Raw genomic sequence first — 16,526 nt, forward strand, 5'->3', positions numbered from 1 at the left:
GTTCCCTGTTCCCTGTTCCCTGTTCCCTGTTCCCCGTTCCCCGTTCCCGCTTCTACCCGCTCCCCTTCCGCTTCGCCCGCGGATGCGCCCCGTCATACACCCCCGCCAGGTGCTGAAAGTCCAGGTGCGTGTAAACCTGCGTGGTCGCGATGTCCGCGTGCCCCAGCAGCTCCTGCACCCCGCGCAGGTCGCCCGAGGATTCCAGCACGTGGCTGGCGAAGCTGTGGCGCAGCAGGTGCGGGTGGACGCGCTTGAACAGGCCCTGCTGCTGGGCGAGCTTGCGCAGGCGCAGCTGCACGGCGCGGGGCGTGATCGGGCCGTTCCGTCCCGGGAAGACGGGGTCCGCCGCACCGGCCCCGGTGGATGCGCGCCATTCGGCCAACGCCTGGCGGGCATGCGAGCCCACCGGCACGCTGCGCTGGCGGCTGCCCTTGCCCAGCACCGTCACCAGCCCGTCGTCCAAATCGAGGTCGCGCCAGCGCAGGTTGCACAGCTCGGACAACCGCAGGCCGGAGGAGTAGAACAGCTCCAGCAGCGCCCGGTCGCGCAGGCCCAGTGGTGCATCGACCGGCACCTCCACCAGTGCCTTTGCCTCGTCCGGATCGAGGACCTGGGGCAGCTTGCGCGGGGCCTTCGGTCCGCGGACACCGGCCGCCGGATTGGCCGGGATCCTGCCCTGGCGCAGCAGCCAGTCGAAGTAGCCGCGGCAGGCCGACAGGCGGCGCTGCAGGCTGCGCGCGGACAGCCCGCCGCGGTGCCCGGCGGCGACGAAGGCGCGGATCGCGTTGGCGTCCAGCGACTCCAGCGCCCGCCCCTCCTCCCCGGCCCACTGCTCCAGCGCCGCCAGGTCGCGGCGGTAGCCGTCCAGCGTGTGCGGCGACATGCGCCGCTCGACCGCCAGATGCTCCAGGTACCGGCCGGGGGTGGACATCGGCGCGGCTCAGCGCGACAGGGCGGTGGTGAACGCCTCGGCCATCATGCGCAGGAACAGGGTCCCCATGCCCGGGAAGAAACGGTTGGGATCGACGCTGCCGACCGCCACCAGTCCCACCCCGGGCAGGGGCAGCAACGCGGTCGACTGGACCTGCTCGGCATCCTCGCCGTACAGGAACGCGTGCTTGTCCGGATGCAGCCGGCCACACAGGGGCTCGCCGTCGGCGAGGCAGTCACGGAACGGAACCAGCCGGGCATCGTCGGCATCGACGATCCGCAGCCAGTGCGCGCCCTCGCCGCCCTCGACCTGCTGGAACAGCACGATGCGCACCCGGTCGCCGGCGAAGTCCTCGGCCAGGCTCGCCGCCATCGCCCGCACCACCCCGCCCGCGCTGGGCTGGCGCATGAGCGCGAGGGTCAGCTGGTGCGTGCGCACGGCGAGGCGCTCGTTCTCCTGTGCATTGGCGAACAGCTCCTGCAGGCGGCGGGAAAGTTCGCGGTTCTTCTCGCGCAGCACCTCCAGCTGGTAGCTGGCCAGCGAGGCGGCCTGGCCGCTCTCGCGCGGGACCTCCAGGCTCAGCGCCAGGTCCGGGAACTGCTGCAGGAAGCGCGGGTTCTGTCGCAGCCAGGCCGCGACCTCGTGGGCGCGGGGCTTGTCGGTGGTCTCGCTCATGCGGGCCATACTCCTTCGAACACGAATTCGGCCGGGCCGGCCATGGTCATGGGGGCGTCATCGGACGGCCAGGCCACCTGCAGGGTACCGCCCGGCAACTCGACGGCGACCTCGCGGGCGGCGCTGCCGCGGCGCACCAGTACCGCCACCGCCGCGCAGGCGCCGCTGCCGCAGGCGCGGGTCTCGCCGACGCCGCGCTCGTACACCCGCAACCGGACGCGGTTGGGGGCCAGCACCTGGACGAAGCCGACGTTGGCCGAATCCGGGAAGCCGTCGTAGCCCTGCACCCTCGATCCGACCAGGCCGACCTCGGCCGCCTCGATGTCCTCCACCTCGAGCACCACGTGCGGGTTCCCCATCGACACCGCGCCGACCTCCAGGATGGAGCCGCCGGCGGCGATCACGTAGCGCTCGCGCGGGACATCGAATCCGAGCAACGGGACCGAAGCGGGATCGAAGCGGGGGATTCCCATCGCCACCCGGTAGCGCCCGTCGCCGAGCGCCTCCACCTCGTGCCGCCCCGCCGGGCTTTCCAGATGGAAGCGGCGAGGGGGCTCGTCGCCACGGGCGCGCACGTCGCGCAGCACCCAGGCGGCGACGCAGCGAGCGCCGTTGCCGCACTGTCCCGCCTGCGAGCCGTCCGCGTTCCAGATGCGGTACGCCGCCAGCGCACCGGGGCCGCGGGGCGCCTCGATGGTCAGGATCTGGTCGCAGCCCACGCCGGTATGGCGGTCCGCCATGGCCCTGCACAGCGACGGATCCGGGGCGTCCGCATCGCGGCAGTCCAGCACGACGAAGTCGTTCCCCGCGCCGTGCATCTTGGTGAAGGCCCGGCCCGCGGGAAGGCGCGTGGCGCCGGTCGCGGCCGCTGCCGCGTCAGCCATCGCGGCTTCCGTCGGCTCCATCCCCGTCGTCGCCAGCACCCTCGTCGTCGCCGGTCGGCGCCCCGTCCCCGTCGTCGAGCGGGACCAGGGGTTCCGGCTCGAGCGGGTCGGGGAGCGTGTCCTCCGGGACCTCTTCAGGCAGCGTGGCCGGCGGATCGGTCTCGACCAGGACGCCGCTTTCCGGCTCCACCTCGACGGTGGCCGGCTCGGGCGTGGGCAGGACCAGCGGTCCCTTGTTGCCGCAACCGGCGAGGGCCAGCGGCAGCGCGATCAGCAGCAGAGCGAAGGCGGATTTCATCGTCGAAGTGTAAGCCGGCGTCCGTGGAGATTGCGCCGCCACGCGCTCAGCCCGCGCCGGGGGGCTCCGGCCGCGACCACAGCCAGGTGGCGACCACGGCCATGATCCCGGTACCGGTGGCGGCCATCCACCAGCGCGGCGCAGTCAGGAACATCACCACCGCCGCCACCGACATCATCGCCAGCGCCAGCCGCTTTGCCCGCCGGGAAACGGCCCCGTGCCGCTGCCAGTCCACGATCATCGGGCCGAAGCGCCGGTGCGCGAGCAGCCAGGCGTGCAGCCGCGCCGACCCGCGCGCGGCGGCGTAGGCCGACAGCAGGATGAACGGCACCGTGGGCAGCCCCGGCAGGAGCACGCCGAGCAGCCCGAGCCCCAGGCTCAGCCAGGCAAGCAGCCACCAGGCCCAGCGCAGGCGGGAAGGTGGCGGGTCAGGCGGGAGTCCGGGCATCCGGCCATTGTAGGTGCCGCTTCAGCCGCCGGCCGGCGTCATCGCGCCGGCTCGGCCACGCTCAGGCGATCCAGCAGGAAGGCGTACATCTCCGCCAGTTCGCGGTAGCGGCGGAAGCGGCCGGACTTGCCGCCGTGGCCGGCGTCCATGTTGGTACGGAACAGCACCGGCGCGTCCGAGGTATTCAGGTCGCGCAGCCGGGCCACGTACTTGGCCGGCTCCCAGTACTGCACCTGCGAGTCCCACAGGCCGGTGCCCACGAACATCGCCGGGTAGGCCTTGGCCTCCAGGTTGTCGTAGGGCGAGTAGCTGAGCATGTACTCGTAGGCCTCGACGCTGGTCTCCGGGTTGCCCCACTGGTCGTACTCGTTCGTGGTCAGCGGGATGGAGGCGTCGAGCATGGTGGTGACCACGTCGACAAACGGGACCTGCGACAGGATCACCGCGTAGTCGTCCGGCGCCATGTTGGCCACCGCGCCGACCAACAGCCCGCCGGCGCTGCCGCCATAGGCCGCGACCCGGTCCGGCGCGGCGTAGCCCTGCTCCACCAGGCCCCGGGTGACGTCGATGAAGTCGGTGAAGCTGTTCTTCTTCGACATCAGCTTGCCGTCGTCGTACCACTTGCGGCCCATCTCCTGGCCGCCGCGGATGTGCGCGATGGCGTAGACCATCCCGCGGTCGAGCAGGCTCACCACCGGCAGGTTGAAGTTGGGGTCCATCGACGCCCCGTAGCTGCCGTAGCCGTACTGCAGCATCGCGGCGGTGCCGTCCTTCCGGAACCCGTTGCGGTAGACCAGCGACACCGGCACCTTCACCCCGTCGCGGGCGGTCACCCAGACCCGCTCGGTGGTGTACTTCGCCGGGTCGTAGCCGATCACCGGCTGCTGCTTGAGGGTGCGGCGCTCGCCGGTCCGGACGTTGAGCTCGTAGGTGGTCGCCGGGGTGGTCAGCGAGGTGTAGCTGTAGCGCAGCCACTCGGTGTCGGGCTCGGAGTTGGTCGACAGGCCCATCGAGTAGGCGCTCTCGTCGGCCTTGACGTACTCGGCCCCGCCGATCGCGTCGCCCGGCGCGCCGCGCAGCAGGCGGATGCGCTCCAGGCCACCGGAACGCTCGTCGATGGCGGTGAAGCCGTCGAACAGCTCGAAGCCGCCGATGAACACGTCCTCGTCGTGGCCGATCCACTCCTGCCATTCCGCGCGCGAGGTGGCGCCGGTCGGCGCGGTCATCAGCTTGAAGTTGGCCGCCGGGGTGCCGCCCGGGCCAGGGGCATTGGTGCGGATCACCCAGCGGCCGCCGTGGTGGTCGGCGTCGTACTCCACGTCGCGCTCGCGCGGAGCCAACACGGTGAACTCGCCGGGATCGGCGGCGGGCGTGCAGCGGGTTTCGCTGGAGACGGTGCTCTCCACGCCGATGCAGATGAAGCGGTCGTCGCGGGTGCGCCCGATGCCCATGTAGAAGCTGTCGTCGTGCTCCTCGTAGACCAGCACGTCCTCGCTGGCAGGCGTGCCGAGGACGTGCTTCTTCACCCGGACGGTCAGGAGCGTCTCGGGGTCGTTTTCGACGTAGAAGATCGTGCGGTTGTCGTCGGCCCAGACGATATTGGGCGACACGCCGCGGATCTCGTCAGGCAGCACCTCGCCACTGTCGATGTCCTTGATGCGGACGACGTACTGGCGGCGGCCAACGTCGTCCTCGGCCCAGGCGAGCAGCCGGTTGTCCTGGCTGACTTCCCAGTCGCCGATGTTGAAGTAGTCCTTGCCGGCCGCCATGGCGTTCACGTCCAGCAGCACCTGTTCCGGCGCCTCCATCGACCCGTGCCGGCGGGCGTAGACCGGATAGTCCTGCCCGGTCTCGAAGCGGCTGTAGTACCACCAGCCACGCTCCCGGTAGGGAACGGAGCTGTCGTCCTGCTTGATGCGGCCGACGATCTCGTCGTAGAGGCGGTCCTCGAGCGGCTTCAGCCGGGCCATGTACGCGTCGGCGTAGGCGTTCTCCGCCTCCAGGTAGGCGATCACGTCCGGGTCCTGGCGGCTGTCGTCCCGCAGCCAGTAGTACTCGTCGCGGCGCTCGGCGCCGTGCGGGGCGGTGACGGTGTGCTCGCGCTTCTCGGCGTCGGGGGGCGGCGGCAGGTCCTGCGCCAGGGTCGGGGTGGAGAAGGTCATCACGGCAGCCAGCAACAGGGTGGGCTTCATTGGATGGGGCCTGGAAGGGGCGGGGGCAAGCACCCGTCAATGGGGCGGGTGCCCGGAAGCAAACGGGCCGGCAAGCTGCCGGCCCGTTCGTCGCTCAGTCGTTGAGCTGGTTCCAGAGGAAGGTATAGGCCAGCGCGCTCATGTGCGCGGCCTGCTGGTTGTTCGCCGCACCGCCGTGGCCGCCCTCGATGTTCTCGTAGTAGCGCACGTCCTCGCCGCCTTCCATCATCTTCGCCATCATCTTGCGGGCGTGGCCGGGATGGACGCGGTCGTCGCGGGTCGAGGTGGTGAACAGGGTCGGCGGGTAGTCCTTCGCCGGGTCATACAGGTGGTACGGCGAGAAGGTGCGGATGAACTCCCACTCCTCCGGCTTGTCCGGGTTGCCGTACTCGGCCATCCACGAGGCACCGGCCAGCAGCTTGTGGTAGCGCTGCATGTCCAGCAGCGGGACCTGCACCACGACCGCGCCGAACAGCTCCGGGTACTGGGTGAGCATGTTGCCCATCAGCAGGCCGCCGTTGCTGCCGCCCTGGATGCCGAGCTTCTCCGGCGAGGTGACGCCGGTGGCGACCAGGTCCTTGGCGACCGCCGCGAAGTCCTCGTACGCCTTGTGGCGGTTGGCCTTGAGCGCGGCCTGGTGCCAGCGCGGGCCGTACTCGCCGCCGCCGCGGATGTTGGCCACCACGTAGGCGCCGCCCTTCTCCAGCCAGCCCTTGCCTACCGTCGCCGAGTAGCCGGGCAGCATCGGGATCTCGAAGCCGCCGTAGCCGTACAGCAGGGTTGGGGTGGAGCCGTCGGTGGGCATGTCCTTCGGGCGGACCAGGAAGTACGGCACGCGGGTGCCGTCCTCGCTGGTGGCGAAGTGCTGCTCGACCTCGTGCGTGGACGCATCGAAGAAGGCCGGGTTCGACTTCAGCGGCTGCGGCGGCGCGTCGGTGGACACGTCGGCGATCGACAGCGTGGTCGGGACCAGGTAGCCGCTCTCGGTAACCCAGACCGCGTCGGAGTGGTCGCTGTCGACGGCGCTGACGAACAGGGTGCCGATGCCTTCCTGGTCGCCGAACGGACGGCGGTCCCACTCGCCCGAGTCGGACGGGGTCAGCACCACGATCGAGTTCTTGACGTCCTCGAGCACGTTCAGCACGACGTGGTTGCGGGTGACGGTGAAGCCGGCCAGCGAGCTGCGCTCGGTCGGCTCGAACAGCACCGTGAAGTCACGGCCGCCGTCCATGAAGTCGTCGAACTTCGTCACGATCAGGCTGCCCGCAGGGTAGGTGGCGCCCTCGACCGTCCACGGCTCGCGCAGCTCCAGCGCCAGCCACTCGCGGAACACGGACTTGTTCGCGGAGTTCGGCGCGTCGACCCTGGCCAGGCTGCCATCGTCGGTGCGCAGGTACAGCTCGTCGTTGTAGAACGCCAGGGTGCGGCTCACGAAGTCACGCACGTAGCCCGGGGTGAGGTCGCGGTAGCCGGCGATGTACATGTCATCGGCCTGGCCTTCGTAGATCGTCACCGCCTCGTCCATGGACTGGCCGCGCGAGAGCTGCTTGAGCACGCGCGGGTAGCCGGACTCGGTCATGCTGCCTTCGCCGAAGTCGGTGAACACGTACACCGTGTCCTGGTTGATCCAGCTCATGCCGCCCTTGGCTTCCTCGCGGAAGAAGCCGCCCTCGACCCAGTCCTTCTCGACCAGGTCGAACTCGCGGGTGACGTCCGCGTCCGCGCCGCCGCGCGAGAGCGCGACCAGGCAGCGGCGGTACTCCGGCTCCAGGCAGTTGGCGCCATGCCAGACCCAGTTCTCGCCCTCGGCGGCGTTGAGCGCGTCCAGGTCCAGGACGGTCTCCCACGCCGGCTCGTCCTTGCGGTACTCCTCCAGCGTGGTGCGGCGCCACAGGCCGCGCTCGTGCTGCGCGTCCTTCCAGAAGTTGTAGTAGTACTCGCCGATCTTCTGCACGCCGGGGATCTTGGCGTCGGAATCGAGGATGGCGCGGAGGTCGGCCTTGAGCTGGCGGAACTCCGGGGTGTTGGCGAGCTCGGCCTCGGCCTCGGCGTTGCGCGCGCGGACCCAGTCCAGGGCCTCCTCGCCCTCGACCTCTTCCAGCCACTGGTGGGGATCGTTCACGTTGGCCTCCTGGGCGCCGGCGGCACCCGCCGCGGCGAGGAAGCCGGCAGCAAGGACGGCGGCCTTGCAGGCCTGCGACAGCTTGGACATGGGCGCTCCGATGGTGATGCGGATCAAACCGCGGAAGCTAGCACAGCCGGCCGCCGGCGCCGCCGTGCCCGAAGTCATGCGGCGCGGGCGGCACGGCGCCTTGCCGCGGGGATGCGCCGGCGGCGGGACGCTGGCTGCACGGCCGGCGAGCGAGGCACGGCGGCGGGACGCGCTTGCACCCCTGCCGCGCTGCCGGCGGGTACGGCGGCCCGCTCGAGGCGCGTGGCCCACCGCAGGCAGGCCCAGGCGCACAGCGGCATGCCCACCAGCCACAGCGGCAGCCAGCCCACCGCGGACTCCCCGCGCGCCGCCGGAACCAGCAGGACCAGGGTCGCGCCCACGGCGACCGCGTAGCGCAGGACGTCGTCGACGGGGCTTTCGCGGCGGATGTCGGAACGGTTCATGGCGGGGCTCCACGGGACTGGAGCGACAGCTTCATGGCCCGGCATCTCACCGATTGCGACCGGATGATCGTTCATCGGCGTGCATGGATAATCATCCCGCGGCCGACCCTGTTCGGCCGTTTTCTTTGTGACCGGAGCCCCCCCGATGCGTTTCTCGATCCTCCCCGTGGCGACCGCCGCGGCGCTCGCCGCCCCGTTTGCCGCCCTCGCCGATCCGGCGACGGAAGGCCGTGGCTGGCATGGCAAGGGCGAGCTGGGCCTCGCCCTCACCAGCGGGAACACCGACAGCCAGACGCTCAACGGCAAGCTCGGGCTGACACGCGAGGACGCCTTCTGGGAACACGCTATGGGCCTGTCGTTGCTGTACGGAAAGCAGGACGGTGTCGAAAGCGCGTCGCGCTACGAGGCGTTCGGCAAGATCGGCCGTCGCATGGATGATCGAAGGCAATGGTCCGGCTCGATGCGCACCGAGCGCGACCACTTCGCGGCCTACGAATACCAGTCGGCCGTCTCGATCGGGTACAGCCACGAACTGGTGGATCAGGAGGCAACGCAGCTGCACTTCGAGATCGGCCCGGGGTATCGCTGGTCCAAGCTGCAGGGCGTGCGCGTACACGAGAACGGCGCCATCGTCCGCGGCCAACTGGAGTTCAGCCACCAGCTCAACCCCTCGACGTCGGTCTACGACACGCTGTTGATCGAGGCCGGGCAGCAGAACACGTTCGCCCGCAACGACGTGGGCGTGGCGGTGAAGATGAGCGACGCGCTGGCACTTAAGGCCGGGCTGGAAGTGCGCCACAACACCGACACATTGCCCGGTACCAGGAAGACCGACACGCTGACCACGGTCAATGTGGCCTACGGGTTCTGAGCGGTGCCTTGATCAGCCCGGCGGGCGGTCGTAGTTGGCGGTCGCCAGCGACAGCAGCGAACGCGCCTGCTCCCGCAGCGACGCCGGCTCCACGATCTCCGCATCGCTGCCGTAGTGCAGCACGTCCATCAGCAACTCGCGGCCGGAGCTGTAGGGCAGCTTCAGCTCGTAGCGGCCGTCGGGCAGGAACCGCCCCTGCTGGCGCGAGTGCCAGTGCTCGTCGGCCACCCAGCGCGCTGCCTTGGGGCTGAACAGGATCGTCGCCCAGCCTCGCGGCTCGCCCGAGAAGATCCCGTAGCTCGAGGCCAAGTGGCGGTCCAGCTCCTCCTCCGGCAGGTCGGTGGCGGGGTCCTCCAGCGGCCGGGCGGCACTGATGCGGTCCACGGCGAAGCTGCGCAGGCCCTCGCGCTCGTGGTCCCAGGCGTCCAGGTACCAGTTGTCGCGGTAGTGGGTCAGCCGCTGCGGGGAAACCACGCGGCGGGTGTGCTCGTCGGTGGAGCGGGCGCGATACTCGAACGCCAGGCGGCGCCGGTCGAGCACGGCGGTGGCGACGTGGCGGAAGGCGGTCTGGTCCAGCTTGCGGGTGCGGTGCGGGATGACCCGGACCCGCTCCACCGGCACCCGGCGCCCGCCGGCGTGCTCGTCCAGCAGCTTCTCGATGCGCTCCTGCAGCGGCGCCAGGGCCTCCGACAGCACGCCGCCACCACTGCGCCGCATCACCTGCTGCGCTGCGAGCAGGGAGTGCAGCTCCTCCGAACTCAGCCACAACCCGGGCAGTTCGAAGCGGTCGTCCTCGCCGCGGTCATAGCGGAACCCCGCCTCGCCATCGCCCTCCACCGGCGCCATCAGCTGGTCGCGCAGGTAGGCGATGTCGCGGTAGACGGTGGCCCGTGAACACTCCAGCTCCTCCTGCAGGCGCGCCACCTTCACCGGGTAGCGTGCGCTGGAGAAGATGCGGTGCAGGGCGTGGATGCGTTCGATTCGTTCCATGCACGGAGCATGGCATCGCCCCCGCGCGCCCGCCAGCGGGGGACGGCACGCGCCGGCGTAGGCGTTCGCCGCCCGTCACGCGGGCGAGGCACAATGCGCGCCATGTGCATCCGCCGTTTCCCCGTCCCTTGAGGCCCCGTCGAGGCCCCGGCGCCGCCCCACGCGGGAGGCGCGGCTGATGGGCATGGAGCTGTGGCTGACGCTGGCGGTGCTGGCCGGCGCGGTGTACCTGTTCATCACCGAGAAGCTGCCGGTCGACGTGGTGGCGCTGCTGGTGATGGCCAGCCTGCTGGTGCTCGGCCTGGTCAGCCCGGCGGAGGCGCTGTCGGGGTTCAGCAGCCAGGCGACCATCACGGTGGCGGCGATGTTCGTGCTCAGCGCCGGCCTGCAGCGCAGCGGCGCCCTGCTCGGCCTGGGCGAGGCGCTGGCGCGGATCCGCTGGAGCTGGGCGTTCGCGCTGGTGATGATGCTGGCGATCGCCTTCATCTCCGCCTTCGTCAACAACACCGCCGCGGTGGCGGTGTTCCTGCCGCTGGTGATCAGCGCGGCGGTGGCCAACCGGCAGGCGCCTTCGAAGTACCTGATCCCGCTGTCCTACGCGGCGCAGTTCGGTGGCGTGTGCACCCTGGTGGGCACCTCGACCAACCTGCTGGTGAACTCGCTGGCGATCCAGTCCGGCCGCGAGGGGTTCGAGCTGTTCGAGTTCGCCCCGCTGGGGGTGGTGTTCGTCGCGATCGGCACGGTCTACCTGATGCTCGTGCGCAGGTTCCTGCTCCCCGACCTGGGCGTGCCGGAGATGGAGACCGATGGCCACGGCGGCCCCTACATGGTCGAGCTGCTGGTGCCGGAGAAGTCGCCTGCCGTCGGTGCGCGCGCGCGCGACGTGGTCCCGGAGGACATCGGCCCGGTGACGGTCCTGCAGGTGATCCGCGACAACGCGATCCTGCCCAGCCGCCACGTGGAACTGCAGCCCGGCGACCGCCTGCTGGTGCGCGCGGAGTGGAGCCGGATCCAGGCGCTGCGCAAGCAGTTGCGGCTCGAGCACGACCGGGTGGCACGCGACCTCGAGGGTCCGGCCGGCGCCGAGCGGCTGCATGCCGAGGTGATGGTCGCACCGGGCTCGCACCTGATCGGCCACTCGCTGGCGGGGATGCGGTTCGGGCACGTGTACCGGGTCCGGGTGCACGGCTTGCAGCGCCAGCGCGCGCCCCTGCGGCAGCGGCTGGACCACGTGCCCCTGGCGGTGGGCGACATCCTGCTGGTGGACACGACCGAGAAGGCGCTGGGCACGCTGCGCGACGACCCCGGCCTGATCGTGCTGGGCGAGCGCGCGCAGCCGCGGATCGATGCCGGTCGCGCCTGGACCTCCGCACTGGTGATGGTGGGCGTGATCGCGACCGCGGCACTGGGCCTGCTGCCGATCGTCGCCTCGGCGATCCTGGGCTGCGTGGCACTGGTGGTGCTGCGTTGCCTGCAGCCCGACGAGGCCTACGCCGCGGTCGACTGGAAGGTGGTCATGCTGCTCGCCGGGGTGCTCCCGCTGGGGATCGCACTGGAGCATTCCGGGGGCGCCGCCTGGCTGGCCCGCAACGTGCTGGGACTGGTGGCGGTGCTGGGCCCGGTGGCCTGCCTGGCGGCGATCTACCTGCTCACTTCCGTCCTCACCGAGATCATGAGCAACAACGCGGCCGCGGTGCTGGTGGTCCCGATCGGCATCGCCACGGCGGAGTCGCTGGGCGTGGACGCCAAGCCGTTCCTGGTCGCGGTCGCGTTTGCCGCCTCGACCGCGTTCGCCACGCCGGTGGGCTACCAGACCAACGCCATGGTGCACGCGGCGGGGGGCTACCGCTTCGCCGACTTCATCCGCATCGGGCTGCCTCTCAACCTGATCTTCTGGATCGCGGGGATTGTGCTGATTCCACGCTTTTTCCCGTTCTGAGGCCCGCCGCGGCCTTTGTTCAGCGGGCGGGCAGGGATTCCTGAATGCGGGCGGCATAATCGGGGTCCGTTCGCATCGCCCCTGGCCCGTCATGTCCGCCGCCCTGGGGCTGGCCCTCATGGCCGGCCCGTTCCTCACGCTTCCCGCCAGCACCCTGGTCGAGCCCGCGCCGCACGTCGCGCAGCTGGGTTCCGACCCCGCGCACATGCGGCTGTGGTGCTACTCGCTGCGCTGCGGGGACGAGGAGTGGCATGCGCCCAAGCTGGAGCGCCCACGGTTCGCCAGCGTGCGGGTGGCCGGGCCGCTCCCGGGCAGCGGCTCCTGGATCGGCCTGCGCGCGCCCGCGACCCCTCGCGAGTCCCATGCCAGCTACGCCAATGACTGGCGGGTCGGCGCGCGCTACGGCGTGCAGGCGCTGCGCGACGGCCCCGCGCGCGTGGCGGTGCAGCTGGGCGCGGGATACCGGCTGGCGCCACTGGGCGACGACGGCATCCACCAGCCGGGACCGGTGGTGCGTGGCGCGCTCGATTTCGGCTACCGCTTCGGCGAGCGGGTGAACTGGAACCAGCTCATCCAGTGGGAAGCCGGCCAGGGCCAGACCTTCGTCAAGCAGTCGATCGGGCTGGACGTGCTGCTGTGGCCGGACTGGACGCTGGAGACGGACTTCGCGATCCGCCACGACGAGATGGGACGCAGCGGCCTGGAATCGGCCGAGTCCTCGGTGCAGCTGCACCGGCGCTTCTAGCCGGCGCGGCCCGCGCCTAGGCGGGTGGCTCGATCCCGAGCAGCGGTCCGGCACCCTGCTCCAGCAGTTGCTCCGCCACCCGGCGCCCGAGTGACTCCGGATCGGCACCCTCCCCCTCCGCCCGCACCGCGCGGCCATCGGATGCCGAGCCCACCATGCCCTGCAGGAACAGGGCGTCGCCGCGTTCGCTCGCCAGCGCCGCCACGGGCACGTGGCAGCTGCCATGCAGCGCCCGGTTCATCGCCCGCTCGGCCTCCACGCAGCGCCGGGTCGGCGCGTGGTCGAGGGCGGCAAGCAGGGCCGCCATGTCGCCCGCATCGTCCCGGCATTCGATCGCGATCGCCCCCTGGGCGGGTGCGGGGAGCCATTGCGGCGCGGTGAGGCGCGAGCGGATGCGCGCCTCCAGCCCGAGCCGCTCCAGCCCGGCGCACGCCAGGATGATGGCGTCGTACTCGCCGGCATCGAGCTTGGCGAGCCGGGTGTTCACGTTGCCGCGCAGGTCGCGCAGCACCAGGTCCGGCCGCAGCGCGCGCACCTGGGCCTGGCGGCGCAGCGAGGACGTGCCGACCACGGCGCCTGCCGGCAGCGCGTCCAGGGTCTCGAAGCGGTTGCTGACGAAGCCGTCGGCGTGCTCGGCGCGCGGCAGGATGGCGGGCAGCATGAAGCCCGGCTCCAGCTCCATCGGCACGTCCTTGAGCGAGTGCACCGCGCAGTCCGCCTCCCCGCGCAGCATCGCGACCTCCAGCTCCTTCAGGAACAGCCCCTTGCCCCCGATCGCCGACAGGGACCGGTCCAGCACCTCGTCGCCGCGGGTGCTCATCGGCACCAGCGTGACCTCCAGGCCAGGGTGGGCCGCGCGCAGGGCGTCGGCGACGTGTTCGCTTTGCCAGAGGGCGAGGGGGCTTTTGCGGGTGGCGATGCGGAGGAGGTGCGGACGGGGGGTGGTCATGCGGGGATTATCGCATCGGGGAGGAGCGGGAACCGGGAACGGGGAACGACGGGGCGCGGGGAACGTCAGGTTCCCGCCCGGGGGAGGCCGCCCGGGGAAGTAGGGGGGCGCGCCCGGGTCAGAGCGCGCGGACGACTTCGCGTACGGTGGGGGCGCAACGGCGGCTGACTTCGAGCGGGGTGTCGACGCCGCGCAGGCTGACCATGTGGCGGCCGTCGCCTCCGCGGTGCAGGCCGCTGATCCTGGCGCGTGCGACCAGGCAGCTGCGGTGGATGCGCACGAAACGGTCGCCGAACTCCTCCTCCAGCGACTTCAGCGACTCCTCGATCAGGTGCTCGCCACCGGCGTGGCCGACCACGACGTACTTCTCCTCGGCCTGCAGGAAGTGCACGTCCTCCAGCGGGATCAGCCTGAGGCTGCCGCCCACGCGCGAGCACAGGTTCCGCCGGCCTTCCCCGCCCCCGGCGCGGCGTCCGGCCAGGAAGGTGCGGGCGCGCGCCAGCGCCGCGGCCAGCCGTTCCGGGCGCACCGGCTTGACCAGGAAATCCACCGCATCGACCTCGAAGGCCGACACCGCGTGGCCGTCGTAGGCGGTGCAGAAAACGACCGCGGGCGGCGTGTCCATCGCGCGCAGGCGGCGCGCCGCCTCCATCCCGTCCATTCCCGGCATGGCGATGTCGAGCAGCACCAGGTCCGGCCGGTGCGTTTCACAGGCCTGCAGCGCCTGCGCGCCGTCGACCGCCTCGGCGACCAGTTCGACGCCGTCCACCGACGCCAGCATCGCGGCCAACCGCGTCCTCGCCAGCGGCTCGTCGTCGGCCAGCACCACCCGCACGGCTCAGCCCTTCAGCACCCGGCCCAGCCACGCGGCCAGGTGCCCGATCTGCTCGCCGCAGACCTGGTGGGCCATCGGGTACTCGTGCCACTCCACGGCGAAGCCCAGGCTGCGCAGCATCTCCGCGCCCATCCGCCCGGCCTGCAGCGGTACGACCGGGTCGTGCGTGCCGTGCGCCATGAACACCGGCTGGGTACGCGCCTGCGAACCAGTGGTGGCCGGCAATGCCTGGAGCACGTCGGGCGCCAGTGGCAGGTAGGTCGACAGGGCAACAAGTCCGGCCAGCGGCGTGGAGCGGCGCAGGCCCGCCGCCAGGGTCACTGCCCCGCCCTGCGAGAAGCCCGCCAGGACCACCTTGGACGCGGGAACGCCGCGCGCTTCCTCGCGCGCGATCAGCGCCTCGACCTGGCCGACGGACTCCTCGACCCCGCCCGCGTCGGCGCGGTTCGCCAGGTCGAAGTCGCGGATGTCGTACCAGGCCCGCATCGGCACGCCGTTGTTGATCGTGACCGGCCGCACCGGCGCATGCGGGAAGACGAAGCGGACGGCGGGCCAGTCCGGCCGCACCAGCTCCGGCACGATCGGCATGAAGTCGTTGCCGTCCGCGCCCAGGCCGTGGAGCCAGAGCACCGACCAGTCCGGCGAGGGGCCGGTCTCGTGTTCCAGGGTGTCGAGCAGGGTCTTGGTGTCCATTGGCGCATTGTGGCCAAGGGGGGCGGGGAATGCATGGGGGTGGAGCGGGGAAACGGGAACAGGGAACAGGGAACAGCGTCGCGAGGCCGGGCGGGCTGTGGGGTCAGCGGCGGCGGAGGGCGGCGAGGGCGCCGGCGGCGGTGGCGAGGAGCGCGGCGCCGGCGGCGATGCGGCCACGGTGGGTGGTCATCCACAGCTGGGTGCTGTGGGCGGTGGCTTCGTCGTCGAAGCGGCCGTGTGCGCCGTGGTCGCCGGGGACCGGCTGGTAGAGGTTGTCCTGGCGGTCGGGGGGCAGGGACTCGTCGGTGTGCTGGCCGTCCACCGCGTCGCGCGCCAGCTTGTGGTCGGCGTAGCCGCGCGCCAGCATCCCGCCGCCGTATATGGCCGCCAGCGCCGGGGCTCCCACCACCATCTCGCGGCGCCGGTGGGTGGCGGCATGGTAGATGCCGCGCGCGGCGACTTCGGGCTGGAAGATGCGGCCCATCGGCCGCGGCCGGCAACCCATGGTCGTGCGGCCCCACTGGAACTGCGGCGTGTTGAACGCCGCCAGCTGCACCATCGTCAGGTGCACCCGGCTGCGGGCGTGGATCAGCTCGCTGCGCAGGGAGTCGGTGAAGCCGCGGATCGCCGCCTTGGCGCCGCAGTACGGTGCCTGCAACGGGATGGAACGGTAGGCCAGCGCGGACCCGACCTGGACGATGGTCCCGCGGTCGCGGGGCCGCATGCGGCGGAGCGCCGCGCGCGTACCCCACACGGTTCCCAGGTAGGTGACCTCGGTGGCGCGGCGGTAGTCGTCGGGGTCGACGTCCAGGAACTCGGCGAAGATCGTAGCCATCGCGTTGTTGACCCACACGTCGATCGGGCCCCATTCGCGTTCCACCCGCTCCGCCGCGGCCTCGACCTGCGCCTGGTCGGCAACGTCGGTGGGGATAACCAGCGCCTCGCCGCCGGCCAGCTCGACGTCCGCGCGGGCGCCCTCGAGCCCGTCCTGCCCACGCGCCAGCAGCGCGACCCGCCAGCCGTGGCGCGCGAACTCGATGGCGGTCGCCCGGCCGATTCCCGCCGAAGCGCCGGTGACGACCACCACCCGGCGCGCGCGCGGGGCTGCGCCGTCATGCATCGCCGGACTGCGCGCCTTCGGAAGGCTTCGCCTGCCGCTGGTCCTGGGTCTGGGCCCGGTCGGTCCCGGTGCCCGCCTGGTCGTGCCGGTCCTTGCCAGAGATGTTGGCCACGCCCTGTCCCAGGTTCTTGCCCTTGCTGGCGCCCTGTTCCTCGCGGTTACGTCCTTCGTCGTTGCCCACGTCGGTCTCCGCTGGTGTCGGGCAGACAGAGTGCGGGCCGGGCGGTCAAGGCGGCGTGGCCGGCGGCACGTCACCGGTTGCCGACCGGCGGGCCGGCACAGTCGGCGCGGAACGACACGCCCATTTCCGGCGCGGCCGCCGGCCGCGGAGGACGCCCGC

17 protein-coding genes are annotated in these 16,526 nt (G+C 71.5%); 3 read left to right on the plus strand and 14 right to left on the minus strand.

Annotated elements, in window-relative coordinates:
- Positions 1-52: 52 nt before the first annotated feature.
- The 8 genes from xerC to G545_RS0107080 all read right to left on the minus strand — a co-directional run bounded on the left by xerC (position 53) and on the right by G545_RS0107080 (position 8,044).
- Complete coding sequence (gene xerC / locus G545_RS0107045; RefSeq protein WP_027069762.1) at positions 53-931, minus strand: tyrosine recombinase XerC; 879 nt, start codon at positions 929-931, stop codon at positions 53-55.
- A gap of 9 nt (positions 932-940) precedes the next feature.
- Entirely contained in the window at positions 941-1,606 is a 666-nt protein-coding gene (locus G545_RS0107050) for a DUF484 family protein (RefSeq protein ID WP_027069763.1), read from the minus strand.
- Positions 1,603-2,490 carry a diaminopimelate epimerase gene (gene dapF / locus G545_RS0107055; RefSeq protein ID WP_052106779.1) on the minus strand — a complete coding sequence of 296 codons (888 nt, stop codon included), beginning with the start codon at positions 2,488-2,490 and terminating at the stop codon, positions 1,603-1,605. Before dapF ends, G545_RS0107050 begins: the two co-directional genes overlap by 4 nt.
- Positions 2,483-2,788, minus strand: a complete 306-nt coding sequence (gene lptM / locus G545_RS15845) for an LPS translocon maturation chaperone LptM (protein WP_036137302.1) — start codon at positions 2,786-2,788, stop codon at positions 2,483-2,485. Before lptM ends, dapF begins: the two co-directional genes overlap by 8 nt.
- A gap of 46 nt (positions 2,789-2,834) precedes the next feature.
- Positions 2,835-3,236 carry a YbaN family protein gene (locus G545_RS0107065; protein WP_027069765.1) on the minus strand — a complete coding sequence of 134 codons (402 nt, stop codon included), beginning with the start codon at positions 3,234-3,236 and terminating at the stop codon, positions 2,835-2,837.
- A gap of 38 nt (positions 3,237-3,274) precedes the next feature.
- Positions 3,275-5,428 (minus strand): S9 family peptidase, encoded by a 2,154-nt coding sequence (locus G545_RS0107070; protein ID WP_027069766.1) that lies wholly within the window; start codon positions 5,426-5,428, stop codon positions 3,275-3,277.
- Between the two features lie 94 nt (positions 5,429-5,522).
- Positions 5,523-7,640, minus strand: coding sequence for a prolyl oligopeptidase family serine peptidase (locus G545_RS0107075; RefSeq protein WP_027069767.1), 2,118 nt, complete (start codon positions 7,638-7,640; stop codon positions 5,523-5,525).
- 74 nt (positions 7,641-7,714) lie between these two features.
- Positions 7,715-8,044 carry a hypothetical protein gene (locus G545_RS0107080; RefSeq protein WP_043711498.1) on the minus strand — a complete coding sequence of 110 codons (330 nt, stop codon included), beginning with the start codon at positions 8,042-8,044 and terminating at the stop codon, positions 7,715-7,717.
- 145 nt (positions 8,045-8,189) lie between these two features.
- Between G545_RS0107080 and G545_RS0107085 the strand changes: the two genes are divergently transcribed.
- A complete protein-coding gene (locus G545_RS0107085) occupies positions 8,190-8,915 on the plus strand; it encodes a DUF481 domain-containing protein (protein ID WP_052106773.1) in 726 nt (241 codons plus the stop codon).
- 12 nt (positions 8,916-8,927) lie between these two features.
- Here G545_RS0107085 and G545_RS0107090 read toward each other — a convergent pair whose 3' ends face one another.
- Positions 8,928-9,905, minus strand: coding sequence for a helix-turn-helix transcriptional regulator (locus G545_RS0107090; RefSeq protein ID WP_027069770.1), 978 nt, complete (start codon positions 9,903-9,905; stop codon positions 8,928-8,930).
- A 178-nt stretch (positions 9,906-10,083) separates the two neighbouring features.
- On the opposite strand from G545_RS0107090, the gene G545_RS0107095 reads away from it, so the two are divergent.
- Both G545_RS0107095 and G545_RS0107100 read left to right on the plus strand, forming a co-directional pair.
- Positions 10,084-11,844, plus strand: a complete 1,761-nt coding sequence (locus G545_RS0107095) for an SLC13 family permease (RefSeq protein ID WP_027069771.1) — start codon at positions 10,084-10,086, stop codon at positions 11,842-11,844.
- Between the two features lie 91 nt (positions 11,845-11,935).
- On the plus strand, positions 11,936-12,589 hold the full coding sequence (locus tag G545_RS0107100; protein ID WP_027069772.1) for a DUF481 domain-containing protein: 654 nt from the start codon (positions 11,936-11,938) through the stop codon (positions 12,587-12,589).
- Between the two features lie 16 nt (positions 12,590-12,605).
- On the opposite strand, the gene hemC is transcribed toward G545_RS0107100, so the two are convergent.
- The 5 genes from hemC to G545_RS0107125 all read right to left on the minus strand — a co-directional run bounded on the left by hemC (position 12,606) and on the right by G545_RS0107125 (position 16,367).
- Positions 12,606-13,538, minus strand: a complete 933-nt coding sequence (gene hemC, locus G545_RS0107105; RefSeq protein WP_027069773.1) for a hydroxymethylbilane synthase — start codon at positions 13,536-13,538, stop codon at positions 12,606-12,608.
- A 118-nt stretch (positions 13,539-13,656) separates the two neighbouring features.
- Complete coding sequence (locus G545_RS0107110) at positions 13,657-14,373, minus strand: LytR/AlgR family response regulator transcription factor (RefSeq protein ID WP_027069774.1); 717 nt, start codon at positions 14,371-14,373, stop codon at positions 13,657-13,659.
- Between the two features lie 3 nt (positions 14,374-14,376).
- Positions 14,377-15,066 (minus strand): alpha/beta hydrolase, encoded by a 690-nt coding sequence (locus tag G545_RS0107115; RefSeq protein WP_036137249.1) that lies wholly within the window; start codon positions 15,064-15,066, stop codon positions 14,377-14,379.
- A gap of 103 nt (positions 15,067-15,169) precedes the next feature.
- Entirely contained in the window at positions 15,170-16,186 is a 1,017-nt protein-coding gene (locus tag G545_RS0107120) for an SDR family oxidoreductase (RefSeq protein WP_027069776.1), read from the minus strand.
- Positions 16,179-16,367 (minus strand): hypothetical protein, encoded by a 189-nt coding sequence (locus tag G545_RS0107125; protein WP_027069777.1) that lies wholly within the window; start codon positions 16,365-16,367, stop codon positions 16,179-16,181. Before G545_RS0107125 ends, G545_RS0107120 begins: the two co-directional genes overlap by 8 nt.
- Positions 16,368-16,526 lie beyond the last annotated feature (159 nt).

The organism is Lysobacter defluvii IMMIB APB-9 = DSM 18482 (genome assembly GCF_000423325.1).
Lineage (GTDB): Bacteria > Pseudomonadota > Gammaproteobacteria > Xanthomonadales > Xanthomonadaceae > Novilysobacter > Novilysobacter defluvii.

Bases quoted from the DNA above. Each gene is read 5' to 3' on its own strand.
- G545_RS0107090 (WP_027069770.1), bottom strand. From the start codon at position 9,905: ATGGAACGAATCGAACGCATCCACGCCCTGCACCGCATCTTCTCCAGC.
- hemC (WP_027069773.1), bottom strand. From the start codon at position 13,538: ATGACCACCCCCCGTCCGCACCTCCTCCGCATCGCCACCCGCAAAAGC.
- G545_RS0107095 (WP_027069771.1), top strand. From the start codon at position 10,084: ATGGGCATGGAGCTGTGGCTGACGCTGGCGGTGCTGGCCGGCGCGGTG.
- G545_RS0107080 (WP_043711498.1), bottom strand. From the start codon at position 8,044: ATGAACCGTTCCGACATCCGCCGCGAAAGCCCCGTCGACGACGTCCTG.
- G545_RS0107065 (WP_027069765.1), bottom strand. From the start codon at position 3,236: ATGCCCGGACTCCCGCCTGACCCGCCACCTTCCCGCCTGCGCTGGGCC.
- G545_RS0107115 (WP_036137249.1), bottom strand. From the start codon at position 15,066: ATGGACACCAAGACCCTGCTCGACACCCTGGAACACGAGACCGGCCCC.
- G545_RS0107075 (WP_027069767.1), bottom strand. From the start codon at position 7,640: ATGTCCAAGCTGTCGCAGGCCTGCAAGGCCGCCGTCCTTGCTGCCGGC.
- lptM (WP_036137302.1), bottom strand. From the start codon at position 2,788: ATGAAATCCGCCTTCGCTCTGCTGCTGATCGCGCTGCCGCTGGCCCTC.
- dapF (WP_052106779.1), bottom strand. From the start codon at position 2,490: ATGGCTGACGCGGCAGCGGCCGCGACCGGCGCCACGCGCCTTCCCGCG.
- xerC (WP_027069762.1), bottom strand. From the start codon at position 931: ATGTCCACCCCCGGCCGGTACCTGGAGCATCTGGCGGTCGAGCGGCGC.
- G545_RS0107070 (WP_027069766.1), bottom strand. From the start codon at position 5,428: ATGAAGCCCACCCTGTTGCTGGCTGCCGTGATGACCTTCTCCACCCCG.
- G545_RS0107050 (WP_027069763.1), bottom strand. From the start codon at position 1,606: ATGAGCGAGACCACCGACAAGCCCCGCGCCCACGAGGTCGCGGCCTGG.
- G545_RS0107100 (WP_027069772.1), top strand. From the start codon at position 11,936: ATGTCCGCCGCCCTGGGGCTGGCCCTCATGGCCGGCCCGTTCCTCACG.
- G545_RS0107085 (WP_052106773.1), top strand. From the start codon at position 8,190: ATGCGTTTCTCGATCCTCCCCGTGGCGACCGCCGCGGCGCTCGCCGCC.
- G545_RS0107120 (WP_027069776.1), bottom strand. From the start codon at position 16,186: ATGCATGACGGCGCAGCCCCGCGCGCGCGCCGGGTGGTGGTCGTCACC.